This window comes from Zhengella mangrovi (genome assembly GCF_002727065.1).
In the GTDB taxonomy this organism is placed as follows: Bacteria; Pseudomonadota; Alphaproteobacteria; order Rhizobiales; family Rhizobiaceae; genus Zhengella; species Zhengella mangrovi.
Genome location: NZ_PDVP01000003.1, coordinates 237,473 through 257,351 on the forward strand (window position 1 = coordinate 237,473; position 19,879 = coordinate 257,351).

The following is a 19,879-nucleotide window of genomic DNA, read 5'->3' on the forward strand; positions in this document are numbered from 1 at the left end:
AGGATAGCCTTAAACTGTTGACCACTTGCAAACACCAGTGTTTCGCCCTGATAGGCAATATATTGGGGCTCTAACATGGCGGCAGGCTCAAGGCCATGCCCTCCTCTTCATGGAGCGGGTGGCGGGGTTGTGCTGCGCCCGTCGGCGATCCGAAGGACGATGGCTGCGAGCACGGCGGCAGCGATCATGTACATCGGCGCGGCAACGAAAATCAGTGCGTCCTGCGCATCCGGCTGTGATGGAAAAATGTAGGTCTCCAGGAAAATCCAGGCCCAGAAGGCAAAGATCAGCACCATGGCGCCGATCGCCAGCCACCTTGGAACAGGACTGCGGAACCGTCGGGCGACAAACCACAACAGGCCATAGGGAAGACAAAGAAAAAGCGAGGCCACGCCGATCCCGGCCAGGCGGCTCGCCAGCGAAATGTCCGACGAACTGGCCCAGACGGCGCTGCCGATGGAAAGCAGCATCACCACTGCCGTCAGGCGATCGATCACCGTTGTGAAGCCGTCACCCATGCCCGATTCCCCCGCCCTGTATCGCGCGCACGGTATAAATCGATGCGAACACATTCATCCGCCTGCCTGCCACCACTTTCATCTTGTCGCGACCCGAAAGCCAAGCTTTATTACTATTTAATAGATTAGTGAGGTTGGGGCGCGATGTGCAAGCGCGTCGGTTGGGCCTTCCTTCGGGCCATCATCTTCGTTGCTTTGCTTGCCGGATGCGCCGCAACATCCGGTCGAGAAAGACGGGCGACCTTGCCACAGCCTTTCGAGGCAGCCGGGCTCGCCACGGTCGGCCTCGGATCGCTGCTGCACCTTCACCCGACCGAGGGCGCCCCGCGCACCATCCCCATCGACCATGAGGCCGCCAACCCCTCGGTTACCTGGCTCGGGCAGTCGTCTTTCCTCATCCGGCTTGCCGGGAAGGTCATCCTGACCGATCCCATGTTCTCCGAGACGCTGGAGTTGCACTTGCCGCTGAAGCCGCAGCGGCTGGCTGACCCGCCGCCGAATGCGAACCGTCTGCGCCGGGTGGATGTGATCCTGATCAGTCACCTCGACCATGATCATTTCGACATGCCCACCTTGCAGCAACTGGCCGCACGCTTTCCCGATGCGCTCCTCCTCATGCCGCAGGGCACGGAAACCTTCGCGCGCAAGACCGGATTCCGGAAGGTCAAAACTGTTCCGGTGTGGGACACCAGGCGGCTTGGCGGACTGAAATTGACGGCGCTGCCCGCCGCCCATTTCGGTCGTCGAGACGTTGTCGGGCTCGCCCGCACCAAGGCGATCGGATGGGCGATCAGGGGCGGCACGCACAACATCTATTTCTCCGGCGACACCGGATATTCCAGCATCTTCAGGCAGATCCGGCAGCGGCAGGGCCGGTTCGATATCGCGCTCGTGACCATCGGCTCCTGGAAGCCCGAACGCGTCTTTGCCGGCATCCATATGAACCCGGACGATGCCCTTCAGGCGGCCTCTACCCTTGGCGCACGCCTGGCCATCGGCCACCACTGGGGAACGTTCAATTTCGGCCGCGAGAGTCCGGCAGAGACCCGCCGGCGCTTCCTCGGCGCCAGTGCGCCGGGCGTCAGGCCGGTGCTTCTGGATATCGGCGAGACCTTGCGCCTCGGCTGACCCCTCGCCACCGGGCGGCGAAGGGTCGTTTTTCATCCGGACGGATCAGCGCGTCAGGCGCTTGTAGGTTACCCGTTTCGGATTGATCGAATCGGGACCGAGACGGCGCACCTTGTCCGCCTCGTATTCCTCGAAATTGCCCTCGAACCACTCCACGTGGCTGTCGCCCTCGAATGCCAGGATATGCGTGGCGAGCCGGTCGAGGAACATTCGGTCGTGGCTGATGATGACGGCGCAGCCGGCGAAGTTCTCGAGCGCGTCCTCGAGCGCGGCCAGCGTCTCTGTGTCGAGGTCGTTGGTCGGTTCGTCGAGCAGGATGACGTTGCCGCCTTCCTTGAGCAGCTTGGCCATGTGAACGCGGTTGCGCTGGCCGCCGGACAGCGTCCCGACCTTCTGCTGCTGGTCGCCACCCTTGAAATTGAACGACGAGCAATAGGCGCGGGAATTCACCTCGTGCTTGCCCAGCTTGATGACGTCGTTGCCGCCGGAGATTTCCTCCCAGACGGTCTTCTTGCCGTCCAGCGCATCGCGGCTCTGGTCGACGTAGCCGAGCTTGACGGTCTCGCCGACGCGGATCGTGCCGCTGTCGGGCTGTTCCTGCCCGGTGATCATGCGAAACAGGGTCGTCTTGCCGGCGCCGTTCGGGCCGATGACGCCGACGATGCCGCCGGGCGGCAGCTTGAAGGTGAGGTCCTCGATCAGGACACGGTCGCCGTAGCCCTTGGTGATCCCCTCGGCTTCGATGACCACCTGCCCCAGCCGTTCGCCGGCCGGGATGATGATCTGCGCGTCGCCGGGACGGCGGTCGCTCGCCGCCCGGACCAGTTCGTCATAGGCCTTGATACGCGCCTTGGACTTCGCCTGGCGGGCCTTCGGGCTGGAAGCCATCCACTCGCTCTCGCGCGACAGCGCCTTTTGGCGGGCCGCCTCCTCGCGGCCTTCCTGCTCCATGCGCTTGCGCTTGGCTTCAAGGTAGGCGGTGTAGTTGCCCTCGTAGGGAATGCCCCGTCCGCGGTCGAGTTCGAGGATCCAGCCGGTCACGTTGTCGAGGAAGTAGCGGTCGTGGGTGATCATCAGAACGGCGCCGGGATATTCCCGCAGGTGCTTTTCCAGCCACGCGATGGTCTCCGCGTCGAGGTGGTTGGTCGGCTCGTCCAGCAGCAGGAGGTCGGGCTGGGACAGCAGCAGCTTGCACAGCGCGACGCGGCGCTTCTCACCGCCCGACAGGTTGTCGATCGTCGCTTCGGCCGGCGGACAGCGCAGGGCTTCCATCGCCATCTCCACCTGCGAATCGAGATCCCAAAGGTTCTGGGCGTCGATAATGTCCTGCAGCTTGGCGCCCTCTTCCGCCGTTTCGTCGGAATAGTTCATCATCAGTTCGTTGTAGCGGTCGAGGATGGCCTTCTTGTCGGCGACGCCTTCCATCACGTTGCCCATGACGTTGAGCGCCGGGTCCAGTTCCGGCTCCTGCGGCAGGTACCCGCAGGTCGCGCCATCGGCAAGCCACGCCTCGCCGGTGAACTCCTTGTCCAGCCCGGCCATGATGCGCAGCACCGTGGATTTGCCCGCGCCGTTCGGACCCAGGATGCCGATCTTGGCATCCGGATAGAACGACAGGTGAATGTTCTCGAGCACTTTCTTGTTGCCGTAGGCCTTGTTCAGGCCGGCCATGTGGTAAATGAACTGGCGCGCCATGGCGTCATTGCTCCGTCACGGATGGAAATTGAAAACGTGTGGCCCATGTAGGCGATTTGGAGGGACCGGGCAATGCGCCCGGGAGCGATGTCCCGTTCAGGGCGCCACAAATGCAAGAAGGAGACCCGCCCATGCCCATCGCCCTGATTGCCGGTGCCGGGTCTGGCCTGTCGGCCTCGCTGGCACGCAAACTGTCATCGCAGGGCTACCGGGTGGTTCTCGCCGCCCGTGACACCGGAAAGCTCGCCGGCCTTGCCGCAGAAACCGATGCCGTCACGCTCCGGGCCGACATGGCCGACAGCCAGGCAGTCAGCGACCTGTTCGAGGGCGTCGACAGGCTGAGCGAGCCGATCACCGTGGCCATCTACAACCCGTCCTACCGCGTGCGCGGCCCTGTTGCCGAGGTGGACCCGGACGAGGTCCAGAAGGCCTTGCAGGTCACGGCCTTCGGCGCGTTTCTCTTTGCCCGGCAGGCCGCCCGCCGGATGCTGGCCGAGGGCACCGGCACCATCCTGTTCACCGGCGCCTCGGCCGGCGTGAAGGGCTATCCGCAATCGGCGGCCTTCGCCATGGGCAAGTTCGCGCTGCGGGGCCTTGCCCAGTCCATGGCCCGTGAACTCCACCCCAAAGGTATCCACGTCGGGCATGTCGTCATCGATGGCATGATCCGCAATCCGGGCCGGACCGAGCCTGCCGACCAGCCGGATTCCATGCTCGATCCCGATGCCGTTGCCGAGACCTACCTGCAACTCCTCCACCAGGACCGCAGCGTATGGTCCTGGGAAATCGAGGTCCGGCCCTGGGTCGAGCGTTTCTGAGCCTGCCCGCTTGACGCTTTCGTCGACGCCGGACACTCTCACGCCATGACCAGCGCTGCTTTCCCTTCCCGTACACTGGCCTCGCCCACCGGCGCGACGCTCAACCTTTACCACCGCGAGGCGGAGGGAAAGGCCGTCGGCGTCGTGCAGATCAACCATGGCCTGGCCGAACACGCCGCTCGCTATGCCCGCTTTGCCGGGGCGCTCGCCAATGCCGGCTTCCACGTTTATGCGCAGGACCACCGCGGCCATGGCGGCACGGCGGTCGCCAACACCCCGGCCCGCATGTTTGCCTGGAAGGACGGCGCCGACAAGGTCATTGCCGACGTCGACATGGTCCACGACCTGATCGAAGCCCAGCACGAAGGGCTTCCCGTCATAGCCTTCGGCCACTCGATGGGGGGACTGATCGCGCTGAACTACACCATGCGCCACGCCGGACGCCTCGCCGGAGCGGCGATCTGGAATGCCAATTTTTCTGCGGGCATGCTCGGGCGGCTGGCGCGCGCCATCCTCGCCTGGGAACGCTTCCGCCTCGGCTCCGACGCAGCGTCACGTATCCTGCCGAAGCTGACCTTCCAGGCCTGGAACCGCCAGTTCGACCCGGCGCGGACCGAGTTCGACTGGCTGTCGCGCGACGAGCCGGAAGTCGACAAGTACGTGACGGATCCACAGTGCGGCTGGGACGCGTCGATCTCCATGTGGCAGGACCTGTTCCGGTTCATCTTTGCCGGCGCAGACGACACGAAGCTGCAGGCCATTCCCCGCACCTTGCCGATCCACCTGCTCGGCGGCGAAAAGGATCCTGCCACCGACGGCGGAAAGGCGGTGAATGACCTGACAGGCCGCCTTGGCCGTCTTGGCTTCAGCACGGTCGAAAGCATCGTCCTCCCGGAAACGCGTCACGAAAGCCTCAACGAGATCAACCGCGAAGAAGTGACACGGCGTTTCATCGACTGGGCGAGGAAGATCGCGGCCCGGGCCGGCTGAAAGCCTGTGGAGGCCGTCGAGATCATCTGCTACCTGTCATCCGCATTCGTTTTCCGATTCATCGCCCGGGACCAGGCCCATGTTCGCTGAAATCTTTACCATCGAGCACCTGACGACATTTCTCGTCCTGACCGCTCTGGAAACCGTGCTTGGTTTCGACAACCTTCTCTACATTTCCATCGAGGCCAAGCGGGTGGCGCCGGAGCGCCAGGCTTTCGTCCGCCGCTGGGGCATCATCCTCGCCATCGGCTTGCGCATCGTCCTGCTCTTCGTGGTCCTGAAACTGATCGAGGCCTTCCAGGATCCGCTGTTCCATCTGAGCTTCCCGCCCTTCGTCGATGGCGCGGTCTCCGGTCATGCCCTGATCGTCCTCGCCGGCGGCGTCTTCCTCATGTACACGGCCATGAAGGAAATCCTGCACATGATGAGCATGGAGGAGCACGAGGAGGAGCACGAAAAGCGAGGCGGCAAGTCTGTTGCGACCGCACTGTTCTGGATCGTCGCGATGAACGTCGTTTTCTCTTTCGATACGGTGCTTTCCGCCGTTGCCTTGACTCACAATTTTATCGTCATGACCGCCGCCATCATCGTCTCGGGCGCGCTGATGGTGCTGATGGCCGACGCCGTCGCCAACTTCCTCAAGCGTAATCGCATGTACGAGGTGCTGGGCCTGTTCGTCCTGCTTCTCGTCGGTATCATGCTGATGAGCGAAGGCGGCCATATCGCCCACCTGCAGTTCTTCGGCTACGAGATCAATGCCATGTCGAAGGCCACCTTCTATTTCGTGCTGGTCACCATGGTGCTCGTCGAAATCGTCCAGGGCCGCTACCAGCGCAAGCTGATGGCCGAAAAGGCGCGATTGCGCGAAGAGCAGAAGATGGCGAACGTCCATGGCTGACGCACCGTTGAAAGGCATTCGCGTCATCGAACTGGCGCGCATCCTTGCCGGTCCCTGGGCCGGCCAGTTGCTGGCCGATCTCGGGGCTGACGTGATCAAGATCGAGAAACCGGGCGACGGCGACGACACCCGCTACTGGGGCCCGCCGTTCGTGACCGGCGCCGACGGCCAGAACCTGTCGGCCGCCTACTACCACTCCGCCAACCGCGGCAAGCGGTCGGTGGCCATCGACATCGCCACGCCGGACGGCGCTGAAACCGTGCGCGAACTGATCGCCTCCGCCGACGTGCTCATCGAGAACTTCAAGGTCGGCGGACTGAAGAAATACGGTCTCGACCATGACAGCGTGAAGGCATTGAACCCGCGCCTCGTCTATTGCTCGATCACCGGGTTCGGGCAGACCGGCCCCTATGCCCCCCGCGCCGGCTATGACTTCATCATCCAGGCCATGGCCGGGATGATGTCGATCACCGGCGAACCCGGCCGCGAGCCGCAAAAGGCTGGCGTCGCCATTTCCGACATTTTCACCGGCCTCTATTCCGTCATCGCCATCCAGGCCGCCCTGCGCCACGCCGAGAAGACCGGCGAAGGCCAGTGGATCGACATGGCGCTGTTCGACACCCAGGCCGGTATCCTCGGCAACCAGAACCTGAACTACCTGGTCTCGGGCGTGGCGCCGAAGCAGATGGGCAATGCCCACATGAACATCGCCCCTTACGAGGTTTTCCCCGTTTCCGACGGTCACGTGATCATCGCGGTGGGCAATGACGGCCAGTTCCAGCGCTTCTGCAAGGTGCTGGGCGCCGATGACCTCGCCTCCGACCCGCAGTTCCTGAAGAACCCGGACAGGGTCGCCGACCGCGACCGGCTCCGCCAGGCCATCATCGGCTACATGGCGGCCTGGACCAAGGCCGATATCCTGGCGGCCTGCGAGGCCAATGCCGTGCCGGCAGGCCCGATCAACAACATAGCGGAAATGTTCGACGACCCGCAGATCAAGGCCCGCCACATGCGCTTCGATCTGCCCGACGCGGCCGGAACCGAAATCCCGCAGGTCCGCGCGCCCATCCTGCTGCCGGCCTCCCCGCTGACCTACGAGCGCCCCTCGCCCCGCCTCGGCGAACACACCGAGGAAGTGCTCGCCGAACTGAAGGACAAGAAGACATGAAGACCGGCGGACAGCTGATCGTGGACTGCCTCGAGGCCAATGGCGCCAGCCACGCCTACCTGGTGCCGGGCGAGAGCTTTCTCGCCGTGCTGGATGCCCTGCACGATTCCAGCATCAGGCCGGTGGTCTGCCGCCAGGAAGGCGGCGCGGCCATGATGGCCGATTGCCAGGGCCGGCTCACCGGCCAGCCGGGCATCTGTTTCGTGACCCGGGGGCCGGGCGCATCCAACGCGTCGGCAGGCGTGCACATCGCCGCGCAGGATTCCACACCCATGATCCTGTTCATCGGCCAGATCGCCCGCGGCATCCGCGAGCGCGAGGCATTCCAGGAGGTCGATTACAAGCGCTTCTTCGGAGACATGGCCAAGTGGGTGGCCGAGATCGACGATGCCGCCCGCATTCCCGAGTTCATCACCCGCGCCTATGCCACGGCCACGTCCGGGCGCCCGGGGCCGGTCGTCCTCGTGCTTCCCGAAGACATGCTCACCGATACGGTCGAAGCACCTGCACCGCTGGCCTTCACCCCGGTCGAGACGGCCCCGTCGCCCGCTGCCATGGATGCCTTGCAAGGATTGCTCGAGAAGGCCGAGCGGCCCTTCGTGATCCTGGGCGGCTCCGGCTGGACTCCCGATGCCGTGCGCCATTTCCAGGCAGCCGCCGAGGCTTGGGCCCTGCCGGTCGGCGTGTCCTTCCGCCGCCAGATGCTGTTTGACCACCTGCATCCCTGCTACGCCGGCGATGTCGGCATTTCCATCAATCCTGCACTGGCCAGGCGGGTGAAGGAGGCCGATCTCCTGCTGCTTATCGGTGGCCGCATGTCGGAAATGCCGAGCCAGGACTACACGATCCTGAAAAGCCCCTACCCGGACCAGACGCTGGTGCATGTCCATGCCAGCGCCGAGGAACTGGGCCGCGTCTATCGCCCGGCGCTCGCCATCCATGCGAAGCCGGCGGCATTCGCGGAAGCCTTTGCGGCCCTGCCCGCACCCTCCGCACCGCCGGTCTGGGCCGACGAAAGGCCGAAGGCCCATGCCGCCTATCGCACCTGGTCCACGCCGCCGGAAACCGGCCCGGGTCCGGTGGCCATGGGTCCGATCATGACGCACCTGGAGGAGGTGCTGCCGGAAGACGCGATCCTCACCAACGGCGCCGGCAACTATGCCACGTGGCTCCACCGCTTTCACCGCTTCCGCCGCTTCGCCACCCAGGGCGCACCGACATCGGGCTCCATGGGCTATGGCGTTCCCGGCGCGGTGGCCGCGAAACTCCTCTTCCCGGACCGCGATGTCATCGCCTTCGCCGGCGACGGCTGCTTCCAGATGACCGGTCAGGAGTTCGGCACGGCCATGCAGCATGGCGCCAACATCATCGTTCTCGTTGTCAACAACGGCATTTATGGCACGATCCGCATGCACCAGGAGCGTGAATACCCGGGCCGCGTATCCGGGACCGACATGGTCAACCCGGACTTTGCCGCCCTTGCGCGGGCCTATGGCGCCCATGGCGAGACGGTCGAAACGACCGCGGATTTCGCACCCGCTTTCGAACGTGCCCGCAACGCGGGCAAGCCATCCATCATCGAGATCCGCCTCGATCCGGAGGCGCTGACGGTCAGCCGCACCCTGAGCGACATCCGCGCGGGGCGGTAGGTTCAGAAGCCGAGGAGCCAGAGCAGGCCCGACAGGGTAAGAAAGGAAAAGGCTGTCGTTCCGGTGAGCGCGACAGCCGACATTTCTTCCTGCCGGTGAGCCTGCGCCAGGATGGTGTAGATGCCGAAGATCGGCAGCGCACCAGTGACGATCAGTGCCTTGATGTCGAGGTCGTCGAGGCCGAGCACCCCTGTCGACAGCACGACCGGGATAGCGGCCAGGATGGCGAGCGGATGGATGAGCAGCTTGCCGAGGATCACAGGCACCGCATCCTTCCACACCCCGCCAACAGCAAGGCCGGCCAGGGTCCCCCCGATAACGAAGAGCGAGACCGGTGCCGCCGCGCTGGCAAACAGCCCGACCGTTCGCGTGAGAACGCCGGGAAGCTCGAAGGGCAGCAGCGATGCGACCAGGCCGAGCATGAGCGCGATGACCAGCGGATTGCGGACCAGGCGTCCCGCCGCCACGGCAAAGGCCGTCACCGGGCTTGCGCCCTTCTGCTGGCTTGCAAGGGCGAGAAGCAGGGGAATGATCAGGGCATTTTCAACCAGCATGTTGAGCGCCAGCACAACCCCGGCGAAATCCGGATAGATCAGCATGCCCAGCGGATAGCCGACAAAGCCGGAATTCGGACAGCTCATCCCCATCGCGCTCATCCCGGCCTGTGCCGGCTCCTGCCCGCGGGCAAGACGCGAGAACGTGTAGCCGAGCGTCACCATGATGAGCGAGCCGAGGCAATAGGCTGCCAGGTAGCCTGGCCGGATGATCTGGCCGAACGGCTTGGTCGACAGCGCCGTGAAAAGCAGCGCCGGCAGGGCTATGTAGAGTACGAACCCGCCCAGGAGTCGCATGTCGGAGGCCTTGAACAGACCGGCCTTGACGGAGACGAAGCCGGCGAGGATCGCCAGGTAGATCGGCCCGGTGATGGACAGGATGGAGAGCATGCAAAACGGACCGGTGCGGTGCTGGGCAGGACGAGTTGGACGAAACGGTTAGCACGCAAACCATCGCGGCCAAAGCCGATGCGGCCTCCGATTCACAAAAGCAATACGCCCGCCATCGTTTCAATGGCGGGCGCAGCAATCATCCGGCTTCCGGTGCCGGTCAGACCGCATCGAAATCGAGAACGAGTTTCTCCGATGTCGGCCTCGTCTGGCAGGCCAGCGTATAGCCCGCTTCCACTTCCCACGGCTCCAGCGAGAAATTGAGCGCCATCTCGCTGGTCCCGTCGACGACCTTGCAGCGGCAGGTGCAGCACATGCCGTTGGAGCAGGACCACGGCAGCTCGTGACCCGCCTTGTGGGCCGCGTCGAGAACGGTCTGGTCCGGCTCGGTGACATGGAACCGCTTGCGAACACCGTCATGGATGACCTCCACGGCAGCGCCCTTCTCCGCGGCCTCGCGAGCCGCCGAGGACGCCGGACGCGCCTTCGGCGCCTCGCCGTCCAGGGTGAACCGCTCGTACCGGATCCTGCCCTCCGGCATGCCGAGGTCCTTCAGCGTCCCGGCGACGGCGTCGATCATCGCACCCGGTCCGCACAGGAAAGCGAGGTCGTGGTTCTCCGGATCGATCAGGCCGCGCGAGGCAAACAGGCGGATACGCTCGCCGTCGATTCGCCCGTTCAGCGCATCCACATCCTGGCTTTCCCGCGAAAGCACGTGGATCAGCGAGAACCGGCCAAGATAGCGGTCCTTCAGGTCCTCGACCTCTTCCAGGAACATGATCGATCCCGTCTCCCGGTTTCCGTAGACCAGCGTGACCCGGCTTCCCGGCTCGTGGCTGAGCACCGCCTTGGCAATCGCAAGCATCGGCGTGATCCCCGAGCCTGCCGCGACCAGCAGGTAATCGTGATCGCCGCCGATTTCCGGCGTGAAGCGCCCTTCCGGTTCCATGACGCGGATGATGTCGCCGGCCGACAGCTTTTCCGTCACGAAGCCGGTGAACCGGCCGTCCTCGACCCGCCGGATGCCGACCCGCAGCAGCGGTTCGCCCGGGCCGGAGCAGATCGAGTAGGAGCGGCGGATCTCTTCGCCGCCGATATCCGCGGCGAGCGTCAGGTATTGCCCCGGCTTGAACGCAAAGCGCGTCTTCAGGTCGTCCGGAATGTCGAAGGCGATGGAAACGGCATCGGGCGTTTCCCGGTCGATGCGGGCAACCGTCAAATCGTGAAATCGGGCCATGATCATTCCCTCACAGGCATTTGAAATAGTCGAAAGGCTCGCGGCAGGAGAGGCAGCGCCAATGCGCCTTGCACGGCGTGGAACCGAACTCGGACACCCGCTCGGTTTCCGTCGAGCCGCACTTGGGGCAGGCAACTTCCTCCTCGCCGAACAGGGCGCGGATGGAATTGGACGCTTTCTTCGGCGGGGCGATACCGTATTCACGCAGTTTTTCCCGCCCTTCCTCCGTGATCCAGTCGGTCGTCCAGGCCGGGTGCAGGACCCGCTCGACACGCACCTCGAACCCGGCATCGCGAAGCGCCGCTTCGACCGCCATCTCGATGGCCAGCGTGGCCGGGCAACCGGAATAGGTCGGCGTGACCTTCGCCACGGCCGTTCCATCGTCGTCGAGATCGACGGACCGGAGGATGCCAAGATCGGCGACCGTCACGCAGGGCACTTCCGGGTCCGGCACAGAGGCCGCCGCCTCCCACGCCCTGGCGGCATCCGTGCCTTGTGCCGTCGTCACCATGTCGCGCCCGGATAGGTGCGTTGCATGTATTGCAGTTCGGCCAGCAGGTGTCCCATCTCCTCGCCGTGAATGCCGGAACGTCCGCCGCGCGGCCCCACGTCGCTTTCCGGAACGGCGAGACCGGCGGCCGCGAAGATCGGCCCGATGGTCTGCTCGAAAGCCGGCTTCAGCGAGGCCGGGTCCGGGGCGACGCCGGCCTGCGCCATGGCATCGGTCACCGCGTCGCTCTGGAACAGTTCGCCCGTGTAGCGATGCAGGGCCTCGACGGCTGCAGCCATGCGCGACGCGCTCTCCTCGGTTCCGTCGCCAAGCCGGACAACCCATTCGCTGGCATGGCGGATGTGATAGGCCACTTCCTTGATGGCCTTGGCGGCAATGGCCCGGATGGTTTCGTCGCTCGAGGTCAGGCACTCGGTCCAGTACGCTTCCATGAAGGCCGCGAAATAGAGCTGGCGCAACATGGTATGGGCGAAATCACCGTTCGGACGCTCGACCAGCAGGCAATTCCTGTACTCGCGTTCCCGGCGCATGTAAGCCAGGTCGTCCTCGCTTCGCCCCTTCCCTTCCAGTTCGGCCGCGTACTGGTAGAGCGAGCGGGCCTGACCAATGAGATCGAGTGCCATGTTGGGCATGGCCAGGTCTTCCTCGAGCATCGGCGCATGGCCACACCATTCGGAGACCCGGTGCCCCAGGATCAGGTGGTCGTCGGCAAGGCGCAGCACCAGCGCCAGCCGGGCTTCGTTCATGTCTGTCATGTCTTCGTTCCTTGGCGGATTGGGCGATGTCGGCGGGGCGTGAACGCCCGCTTACATGTGGCCCACGTCCTCGGGGATGTCGTAGAACGTCGGGTGACGGTAGATCTTGGAGGCCGTCGGTTCGAAATTCTCGTCCTTCTGCGACGGGTCCGACGCTGTGATCGCGCTCGACGGCACGACCCAGATCGACGTTCCCTCTCCGCGCCGGGTGTAGACGTCCCGCGCGGCCTGCAGCGCCAGTTCGGCATCAGCGGCGTGCAGCGATCCGCAATGCTTGTGGGACAGGCCGTTGCGCGGCCGGATGAAGACTTCCCAAAGGGGCGTTTCCTTGCTCATGGCTGGTTCCTTCAACCTTATTCTGCGGCAATCTTGGCGGCTTCGGCGCGCGCCTTGCGCTTCTCGGCATGGGCAAGCGCGGCATCGCGCACCCAGGCACCGTCTTCCCAAGCCTTGCGCCGGGCCGCGATACGGTCGCGGTTCATCGGGCCGTTGCCCTTGACCACGTGCCAGAACTCGTCCCAGTCGATCTTGCCGAAATCGTAGCCACCCTTGCCGTCATTCTTGTCCGGGTTCCACTTCAGGTCCGGGTCGGGAAAGGTCAGCCCGATGAACTCGCCCTGCGGCACCGTGGCATCGACGAATTTCTGGCGCAGCTCGTCGTTGGAGAATCGCTTGATCTTCCACTTCATCGACTGGTCGCCATGCTGGCTGTCGCTGTCATGCGGGCCGAACATCATCAGCGACGGCCACCACCAGCGGTTCAAGGCATCCTGCGCCATCTCCTTCTGTTCGTCCGTGCCGCGCATCAGCGTCATCATGATCTCGTAGCCCTGGCGCTGGTGGAAGCTTTCCTCCTTGCAGACGCGGATCATGGCGCGGGCATAGGGCCCGAACGAACAGCGGCACAGCGGGATCTGGTTCATGATCGCCGCCCCGTCGACCAACCAGCCGATGGCACCGATATCCGCCCAGGTCAAGGTCGGGTAATTGAAGATCGACGAGTACTTCGCCTTGCCCGACAGCAGTTCCTCGGTCATCTGGTCGCGGCTGACGCCCAGCGTCTCTGCCGCCGAATAGAGGTAGAGGCCGTGGCCACCCTCGTCCTGTACCTTGGCCAGCAGCGCGGCCTTGCGCTTGAGGCTCGGCGCGCGGGTGATCCAGTTGCCCTCCGGCAGCATGCCGACGATCTCCGAATGTGCGTGCTGGCCGATCTGGCGGATCAGCGTGCGCCGGTACCCTTCGGGCATGGCGTCGTTCGGCTCGATCTTTTCCTCGGCATCGATACGGGCCTGGAAGGCGGCCAGGAAGGCCTCGTCCTCTTCCGTTGCGGTGTTCGCGCCGATAAGCCCTTGGCTGTACATGTGATTTCCTCCAGACTTGGACGTCCGTTGCGTCTCGTCACATAACATGTAACAAAAATTCGAATGGATTTCAATTCGCCGTAACATAAAATCGGCAAGGGAGGAAGAATGAGCCTGCTGACGACCACCGAAACCGACGCGGTCCTCGAAAAGATGTTTGCCCCCTTCATCCGCCGCATGGGCCTGAAAACCGTGTCCGTCGGCGAAAGGGAAACGACCTTTCTCCTGCCCGGCGACATGGACTTCGTGCATGGCGGCGGCGTCATCTGCGGCCAGGCCATCGCGTCGGCCGCCGACACCTGCGCCATTCTCGCCCTCGCCGCCGCCAACGGCCGGTTCCGCATGGTGACGACGGTCGACCTGACGACTCACTTCATCCGGCCGCTCAAGCCGGTTGATGCGCATGTCCGCATCGTCATCGAATCGAATGGAAAGCGCATGGCCTACCTGCGCGCCGAGATCGCCCCGGTCGGGTCGGACAAGCTGTCTGCCACGGCGACGGGCGCCTTCATGTATCTCGACTGATGATGGCCGGACGCAGGAAAACGACTACACATCAGTGACTTGCCCGCAGGACTGAAGGCACTGCCTCCGGGACTTGAATCGGATTACGAACGGGAAATCGCCGGCTGGATACCGAACCGCTGCGCAAAGACGAGCGGATCGCGCTGGGCGACCAGTCCCTGCTCGTCGAGCCAGGTCTCGCTGCCCGGAACGAGTGGCGCATAGACCCGCCGGACGACCACGCGTGCCCGCTCGCCCGGCCAGTTGGCCGGCAGCAGCGAGGCCGGCAAACCCGGATCGCGCAGCACGAGGCGGCGCCAGTCATGGATCAGCAGCGTGCGCGCAGCCATGGCGTCGAGCGGCGCAAGTCGCTCTCCGCCGCCGAGCCGCTGGGCCATCGTCGACCAGTTGGAGATGAACCGCTCATATCCTCCGCCCAGGTCGTCAAGGTTCCACAGGGCGGTCAGTCCCGCGGGCATGTCGCTTCCCGGCCCGTTGATGACCAGCATGCCGGCACCGGCCTGTGTGTCGGCCAGCCGTCCCGGCTTCATCAGCACCTGCCCGCCAAGGCGGACAAAGCCGTCCTCCACCAGTTTCGCCGCCTGGGCAGCGGGTAGCGCGGCCGGGGCGATGAGCACGGTCCAGGATCCGTCCCAGGATGGCGGACCCTCTGCGTAGATCCGGCGTGTCGCTTCGTCGAAGGCATGACGGCCGGCGGTGGCGAGATGGTAAAAGCTGAGCCGCCCTTCCCTCTCGCGCTTCACCCACCCGTCGGCGGCAAGCCGCGACATGGCGGTGCGCACGGCTCCGGCCTCCACGCCCAGCCGCTCCATGACCGCCTGGATATCGGCAAGCGCGGCGCGCTCGCCCCGCGGCACGACGGCGTCACCCAGAAAGGTGATGACAAGCGACCAGACACGCAAACGCGGCTCGGCATGGAGCGCGGCGATGCGCTGGTTGAATTCATCGGTGAGAAGAGATCTCGCATCCATGACGGCTATGTGCCACGACACGCCGCGCTTGCAAAGCCTCAGCCCAGGTCGTGCACACCGGCAACGAGAATCCGCGTGGCAAGCCGTGCATAGTCCTCGCGCGTGAAGGCGCGGCCGTCCCGGAACCACATGTAGGCCCAGTTCAGCATGCCGAACAGCGCCATGGTCACCGGCTTCAGCAGGTCACCGCCCTCGAACGCAACGGGATTGACCGCCCGGATCGCATCGGAAAACAGCCGCACGAGATGCCGCTCCATGGCCTTTAGTTCCGCCTGCTGCTCCTCTGGCAGGAAACGCATCGTTCCGAGCTGTACCTTGTGCTTGGAATCGGCGTCCCGATAGCATTCCAGGAGTGCGCCGACGAGCACCTCGAGGCGGCTTTCGGGATCGAGGTCCGGCCGGTCGGCTTCTTCCACTGCTTCGATCAACTCGCTCAGGTGATTGGCGATGATGTCGTAGAGCATCGCCTCCTTGGACGAATAGTAATGGTAGAGCAGCGCCTTGGACACGCCGCAGCGCCGTGCCACCTCCGCCATGGACGTGCGGTCATAGCCATCCTCGGCAAAGACCTGCGCCGCCGTGCGCGAGATCGCCTCGCGCTTGTCGTCGTGATCCTTGGCGCGGGTCCGGGCCATGCCTCAGTCACCCTTGGGACGGTTGTCGACCACGCGGACCGCCTTGCCCTGGCTGCGGGCCACGCCGTCCGGTTCGGTGACATCGATCCGCGTCGAGACGCCGACCACGCTCTTGATGTGATGCGCCAGTTCCTTCGCCGATGCCGCGCGGGCCTCGCTCGCCGCTTCGCCGGGCGTCGCTTCGACGTGAACCGTCATCACGTCCATCCGGCCCTCGCGGGTCAGTTCGATCTGGAAATGCGGCGCCAGCCCGGCGACTTTCAGGATCTGCTCCTCGATCTGCGTCGGGAAAACGTTGACGCCGCGCAGGATGATCATGTCGTCGGACCGGCCGGTGATCTTTTCCATGCGCCGCATGCTGCGCGCCGTGCCGGGAAGCAGGCGCGTCAGGTCGCGGGTCCGGTAGCGGATGATCGGGAAGGCCTCCTTGGACAGCGACGTGAAGACGAGCTCGCCCTTTTCGCCGTCCGGCAGCACCTCGCCCGTCGCCGGATCGATGATCTCGGGATAGAAATGGTCCTCCCAGATGTGCAGCCCGTCCTTGGTCTCGACGCATTCGTTGGCCACGCCCGGGCCCATCACCTCCGAAAGGCCGTAAATATCGACCGCGTGCATGTCGAACGCCTGCTCGATTTCCTCGCGCATGGCATTGGTCCACGGCTCGGCGCCGAAGATGCCGACCTGCAGCGGGCTCTTGCGCGGATCGAGCCCGGCGGCCCTGTACTGGTCGAGGATCGACAGCATGTAGGACGGCGTCACCATGATCGTGGAGGCGCCGAAATCCTCGATCAGCGTCACCTGTCGCTCGGTCATGCCGCCGGAAACGGGCACGACCGTGCAGCCCAGCCGCTCTGCCCCGTAGTGAGCGCCGAGGCCGCCGGTGAACAGCCCGTAGCCGTAGGCGACGTGGACGATGTCACCGGGCCGTGTGCCTGATGCGCGCAGCGAGCGGGCCACCATGTCCGCCCACGTCTCGATGTCCCTTTTCGTGTATCCGACCACCGTCGGCTTGCCGGTTGTCCCCGAGGAAGCGTGGATGCGGACCACCTGCTCCCGCGGCACGGCGAACATGCCGAACGGGTAATTGTCACGCAGGTCGGTTTTCACCGTGAAGGGAAACTTCGAAAGGTCCGACAGTTGCTTCAGATCGTCGGGATGAACACCGGCCGCGTCGAACTTCGCACGGTAGAACGGCACGTTTTCATAGGCATGCCTCAACGACCACTTCAGCCGTTCCAGCTGCAGCGCCTGGATTTCATCGCGCGATGCGATCTCGATCGGATCCAGATCCTCCTTGCGGGGCGTCAGGTCTTTCATGCTGTCCTCCGGTTGGCCGGCACCGGCCTCATTCCTCGAAATGCTGTCCCTTGATCACGCGGCTGTTGCCGCGGAATTCCGCGATGATCCGCCCGTCCTGGTTGGTCACGGAGACATCGTAGATGCCGGACCGGCCAAAGCGCGCGACCTCGCGGCATCGCGCGGTCAGGCGGTCACCCAGCATGCCCGGCGCAACGAAGGTGATCGTGTTCGACTGCGCCACGACGATCTGGTTGTAGGAATTGCAGGCAAAGGCAAACGCGCTGTCGGCCAGCGTGAAGATGTAGCCGCCGTGGCAGATGTCATGCCCGTTGGTATGGTGCTTCTCGACCGTCATGGAAAGCACGGCCGTTCCGGCCCCCACCTCGTCAAGGCTCATGCCGAGCCATTTCGAGGCATCGTCATTGGCCCACATGGCCTGCGCGCTCTTGCGCGCGATCTCGTCCGGCGACAGCGTCATCGCCCTCTCCTCCCTGAAGAAACGGCGCCTCCCGCACCGTCAATATCAAGACTTGCATAAACCGACCGGACGGTCAATAATACTTGAAACCGGAATGGACAGTTCCGGCGGGAGGAGATTTTGTCCGTCGACCGCCATCGGGCTGCAGAGGGGCCAGTCAGGCTGCCCCATCGCCAGCGTGCCTTGGCTTCGTCGCCGGCTGTTCCCCCGTTCTTCATCCGCGTTCAAAGCAAGTGAAGCCCGAGGAAAACGCCCCATGACCATCATGAAGCTCCAATCCTACGCCGCCGGACAATGGATCGCCCCGGCCGGACGGATCAGCCAGTTGAAGAGCGCGGTGACCGGCGAGGTGGTCGCGGAACTGGGCGCCGGCGATGTCTCCATGGCCGCCATGACCAACTACGCCCGCGAGGTCGGTGGCCCGGCACTGCGGGCGATGACCTTCCACGAGCGCGCCGCCATGCTGAAGCGCCTGGCGCAATACCTCGGCGGCCGCAAGGAAGAGCTTTACGAACTGTCTTACGACACCGGCACGACCAAGCTCGATGCCATGATCGACATCGACGGCGGCATCGGCACGCTCTTCGTCTATTCCTCCAAGGGCCGGCGCGAACTGCCGGACGACGTGCTGCTGGTCGATGGCGGCATCGAGCAGTTCGGTCGGACCGGAAGCTTCCTCGGCACCCATGTCTGCACCTCGCTCCAGGGCGTGGCGGTTCACATCAATGCCTTCAACTTCCCGGTCTGGGGCATGCTGGAAAAGCTGTCGCCGACGCTGCTGGCCGGCGTTCCGGCCATCGTCAAGCCGGCCTCCGCCACCGCATGGCTGGCCGAGGCCGCATTCCGCATGATGGTGGAGAGCGGCATCCTGCCGGATGGCGCCGTCCAGTTCATCGCCGGCTCCACGGGCGACCTGCTCGACCGGCTCACCTGCCAGGATGTCGTTTCGTTCACCGGGTCCGCGGCAACCGCCCAGATGCTGCGCTCCAACCCGCTAATCGCGCAGAATTCCGTCCGTTTCATCGCCGAGCAGGATTCGCTCAACGCCACCATCCTCGGTCCGGACGCCGGACCCGACACGCCGGAATTCGACACCTTTGTACGCGAAGTCATCCGCGAAATGACCGCCAAGGCCGGCCAGAAATGCACGGCCATGCGCCGCATCATTGTGCCGCAGGCCATGATGGAACCGGCCATCGGCGCCATCACCGCCAGGCTGGAAAAGACCCTTGTCGGCAACCCGCGGGCCGAGGGCGTGCGCATGGGCGCGCTCGCCAGCCTGGCCCAGCGCCAGGACGTGCTGGAAAAGGCCGCGGTCATCGGTTCAGAAGCCCGCCGGGTCTTCGGCGACCCGGACAGCTTCTCCCCGCATGAGGCCGACGCCGGCCAGGGCGCCTTCCTGCCGCCCATGCTGTTTGCCTGCGACGATCCCGACGGCGCCTCCGCGATCCACTGCACCGAGGCCTTCGGCCCGGTATCGACCGTCATGCCCTACCGCGATCTCGACCACGCGCTGTCGATCGCCAACCGCGGCGAGGGATCGCTCGTCGCCTCGGTCTTCACCCATGACCCGGCCGTAGCAAGGCATGCCGTGCTGTCCTCCGGCGCCTATCATGGCCGGCTCTATTTCGCCGACCGCGACACGGGCAAGGAGGCGACCGGCCACGGCGCGCCCATGCCGCACCTCGTGCACGGCGGCCCCGGACGGGCCGGCGGTGGCGAGGAAATGGGCGGCATTCGCGGCGTCATGCACTACATGCAGCGCACTGCCGTGCAGGGCAGCCCGGATCTCCTCGCCGGCATCACCCGCACCTTCATCAAGGGCGCGACGCCCAGGACCTCTGGCGTCCATCCCTTCCGCATGACCTTTGGCGAACTCGACATCGGTCAGCAGATCAGGACCGCGTCGCGAACGGTAACACTGGAGGATATCGAGCATTTCGCCGAATTCACCGGCGACACCTTCTATGCCCACATGGACGAGGAAGCCGCGGCCGCCAACCCGTTCTTCCCGGGCCGTGTCGCCCACGGCTACCTGATCCTGTCCTTTGCCGCCGGCCTCTTCGTCGATCCCGCGCCAGGCCCGGTCCTGGCGAACTACGGCCTCGACAACCTGCGCTTCATGAAGCCCGTGTCGCCCGGCGACAGCCTGTCCGTCACCCTGACGGCCAAGGCCAAGACACGCCGCAACGACGAATACGGCGAAGTACGCTGGGACGTCGAAGTCACCAACCAGGACGGCGATACCGTTGCCACCTACGAACTGCTGACCATGAACGCCATGTGAGGCATCAGCGGC

20 protein-coding genes are annotated in these 19,879 nt (G+C 64.8%); 8 read left to right on the forward strand and 12 right to left on the reverse strand.

Features of this window, described 5'->3' with window-relative positions:
* Positions 1-107 precede the first annotated feature (107 nt).
* A complete protein-coding gene (locus CSC94_RS07980; protein ID WP_099305678.1) occupies positions 108-518 on the reverse strand; it encodes a hypothetical protein in 411 nt (136 codons plus the stop codon).
* Between the two features lie 243 nt (positions 519-761).
* Here CSC94_RS07980 and CSC94_RS07985 point away from each other — a divergent pair, with 243 nt between their 5' ends.
* Positions 762-1,646, forward strand: a complete 885-nt coding sequence (locus CSC94_RS07985; protein WP_165784362.1) for an MBL fold metallo-hydrolase — start codon at positions 762-764, stop codon at positions 1,644-1,646.
* Positions 1,647-1,691: 45 nt separating this feature from the next.
* Here CSC94_RS07985 and ettA read toward each other — a convergent pair whose 3' ends face one another.
* A complete protein-coding gene (ettA, locus tag CSC94_RS07990) occupies positions 1,692-3,341 on the reverse strand; it encodes an energy-dependent translational throttle protein EttA (protein WP_099305680.1) in 1,650 nt (549 codons plus the stop codon).
* Positions 3,342-3,472: 131 nt separating this feature from the next.
* Here ettA and CSC94_RS07995 point away from each other — a divergent pair, with 131 nt between their 5' ends.
* The 5 genes from CSC94_RS07995 to CSC94_RS08015 all read left to right on the forward strand — a co-directional run bounded on the left by CSC94_RS07995 (position 3,473) and on the right by CSC94_RS08015 (position 8,864).
* Positions 3,473-4,159: an SDR family NAD(P)-dependent oxidoreductase gene (locus CSC94_RS07995; RefSeq protein WP_099305681.1), complete on the forward strand. Its 687-nt coding sequence runs from the start codon at positions 3,473-3,475 to the stop codon at positions 4,157-4,159.
* 45 nt (positions 4,160-4,204) lie between these two features.
* Positions 4,205-5,149: an alpha/beta fold hydrolase gene (locus CSC94_RS08000; protein WP_099305682.1), complete on the forward strand. Its 945-nt coding sequence runs from the start codon at positions 4,205-4,207 to the stop codon at positions 5,147-5,149.
* 79 nt (positions 5,150-5,228) lie between these two features.
* Positions 5,229-6,047 (forward strand): TerC family protein, encoded by an 819-nt coding sequence (locus tag CSC94_RS08005; protein WP_099305684.1) that lies wholly within the window; start codon positions 5,229-5,231, stop codon positions 6,045-6,047.
* On the forward strand, positions 6,040-7,215 hold the full coding sequence (locus CSC94_RS08010) for a CaiB/BaiF CoA transferase family protein (RefSeq protein ID WP_099305686.1): 1,176 nt from the start codon (positions 6,040-6,042) through the stop codon (positions 7,213-7,215). The genes CSC94_RS08005 and CSC94_RS08010 overlap by 8 nt, the downstream gene beginning before the upstream one ends.
* Complete coding sequence (locus CSC94_RS08015; RefSeq protein WP_099305688.1) at positions 7,212-8,864, forward strand: thiamine pyrophosphate-binding protein; 1,653 nt, start codon at positions 7,212-7,214, stop codon at positions 8,862-8,864. Before CSC94_RS08010 ends, CSC94_RS08015 begins: the two co-directional genes overlap by 4 nt.
* A gap of 2 nt (positions 8,865-8,866) precedes the next feature.
* Here CSC94_RS08015 and CSC94_RS08020 read toward each other — a convergent pair whose 3' ends face one another.
* From CSC94_RS08020 to paaA, 6 genes are all read right to left on the reverse strand, one after another.
* Positions 8,867-9,808, reverse strand: a complete 942-nt coding sequence (locus CSC94_RS08020) for an AEC family transporter (RefSeq protein WP_099305690.1) — start codon at positions 9,806-9,808, stop codon at positions 8,867-8,869.
* A 160-nt stretch (positions 9,809-9,968) separates the two neighbouring features.
* Positions 9,969-11,045 (reverse strand): 1,2-phenylacetyl-CoA epoxidase subunit PaaE, encoded by a 1,077-nt coding sequence (gene paaE, locus CSC94_RS08025; RefSeq protein ID WP_245408299.1) that lies wholly within the window; start codon positions 11,043-11,045, stop codon positions 9,969-9,971.
* Positions 11,046-11,055: 10 nt separating this feature from the next.
* Positions 11,056-11,556 (reverse strand): 1,2-phenylacetyl-CoA epoxidase subunit PaaD, encoded by a 501-nt coding sequence (paaD, locus tag CSC94_RS08030; protein ID WP_099305692.1) that lies wholly within the window; start codon positions 11,554-11,556, stop codon positions 11,056-11,058.
* Positions 11,550-12,311: a 1,2-phenylacetyl-CoA epoxidase subunit PaaC gene (gene paaC / locus CSC94_RS08035; protein WP_099305694.1), complete on the reverse strand. Its 762-nt coding sequence runs from the start codon at positions 12,309-12,311 to the stop codon at positions 11,550-11,552. The genes paaD and paaC overlap by 7 nt, the downstream gene beginning before the upstream one ends.
* 51 nt (positions 12,312-12,362) lie before the next feature.
* Positions 12,363-12,647 carry a 1,2-phenylacetyl-CoA epoxidase subunit PaaB gene (gene paaB, locus CSC94_RS08040; RefSeq protein ID WP_099305696.1) on the reverse strand — a complete coding sequence of 95 codons (285 nt, stop codon included), beginning with the start codon at positions 12,645-12,647 and terminating at the stop codon, positions 12,363-12,365.
* A gap of 17 nt (positions 12,648-12,664) precedes the next feature.
* Positions 12,665-13,672, reverse strand: coding sequence for a 1,2-phenylacetyl-CoA epoxidase subunit PaaA (gene paaA / locus CSC94_RS08045; RefSeq protein ID WP_099305698.1), 1,008 nt, complete (start codon positions 13,670-13,672; stop codon positions 12,665-12,667).
* A gap of 108 nt (positions 13,673-13,780) precedes the next feature.
* Here paaA and CSC94_RS08050 point away from each other — a divergent pair, with 108 nt between their 5' ends.
* Positions 13,781-14,197: a PaaI family thioesterase gene (locus CSC94_RS08050; RefSeq protein ID WP_099305700.1), complete on the forward strand. Its 417-nt coding sequence runs from the start codon at positions 13,781-13,783 to the stop codon at positions 14,195-14,197.
* An 83-nt stretch (positions 14,198-14,280) separates the two neighbouring features.
* On the opposite strand, the gene CSC94_RS08055 is transcribed toward CSC94_RS08050, so the two are convergent.
* The 4 genes from CSC94_RS08055 to paaI are packed head-to-tail and all read right to left on the reverse strand — an operon-like array spanning position 14,281 to position 17,580.
* The gene (locus tag CSC94_RS08055; RefSeq protein WP_099305702.1) at positions 14,281-15,168 is read right to left on the reverse strand and encodes a PaaX family transcriptional regulator; all 888 of its coding nucleotides are present in this window, start codon (positions 15,166-15,168) and stop codon (positions 14,281-14,283) included.
* Between the two features lie 38 nt (positions 15,169-15,206).
* Positions 15,207-15,803: a TetR/AcrR family transcriptional regulator gene (locus tag CSC94_RS08060; RefSeq protein WP_099305704.1), complete on the reverse strand. Its 597-nt coding sequence runs from the start codon at positions 15,801-15,803 to the stop codon at positions 15,207-15,209.
* Between the two features lie 3 nt (positions 15,804-15,806).
* Positions 15,807-17,120, reverse strand: a complete 1,314-nt coding sequence (paaK, locus tag CSC94_RS08065) for a phenylacetate--CoA ligase PaaK (RefSeq protein ID WP_099305706.1) — start codon at positions 17,118-17,120, stop codon at positions 15,807-15,809.
* A 28-nt stretch (positions 17,121-17,148) separates the two neighbouring features.
* Complete coding sequence (gene paaI, locus CSC94_RS08070) at positions 17,149-17,580, reverse strand: hydroxyphenylacetyl-CoA thioesterase PaaI (protein WP_099305708.1); 432 nt, start codon at positions 17,578-17,580, stop codon at positions 17,149-17,151.
* Between the two features lie 256 nt (positions 17,581-17,836).
* Between paaI and paaZ the strand changes: the two genes are divergently transcribed.
* Positions 17,837-19,867 carry a phenylacetic acid degradation bifunctional protein PaaZ gene (paaZ, locus tag CSC94_RS08075; protein ID WP_099305710.1) on the forward strand — a complete coding sequence of 677 codons (2,031 nt, stop codon included), beginning with the start codon at positions 17,837-17,839 and terminating at the stop codon, positions 19,865-19,867.
* Positions 19,868-19,879 lie beyond the last annotated feature (12 nt).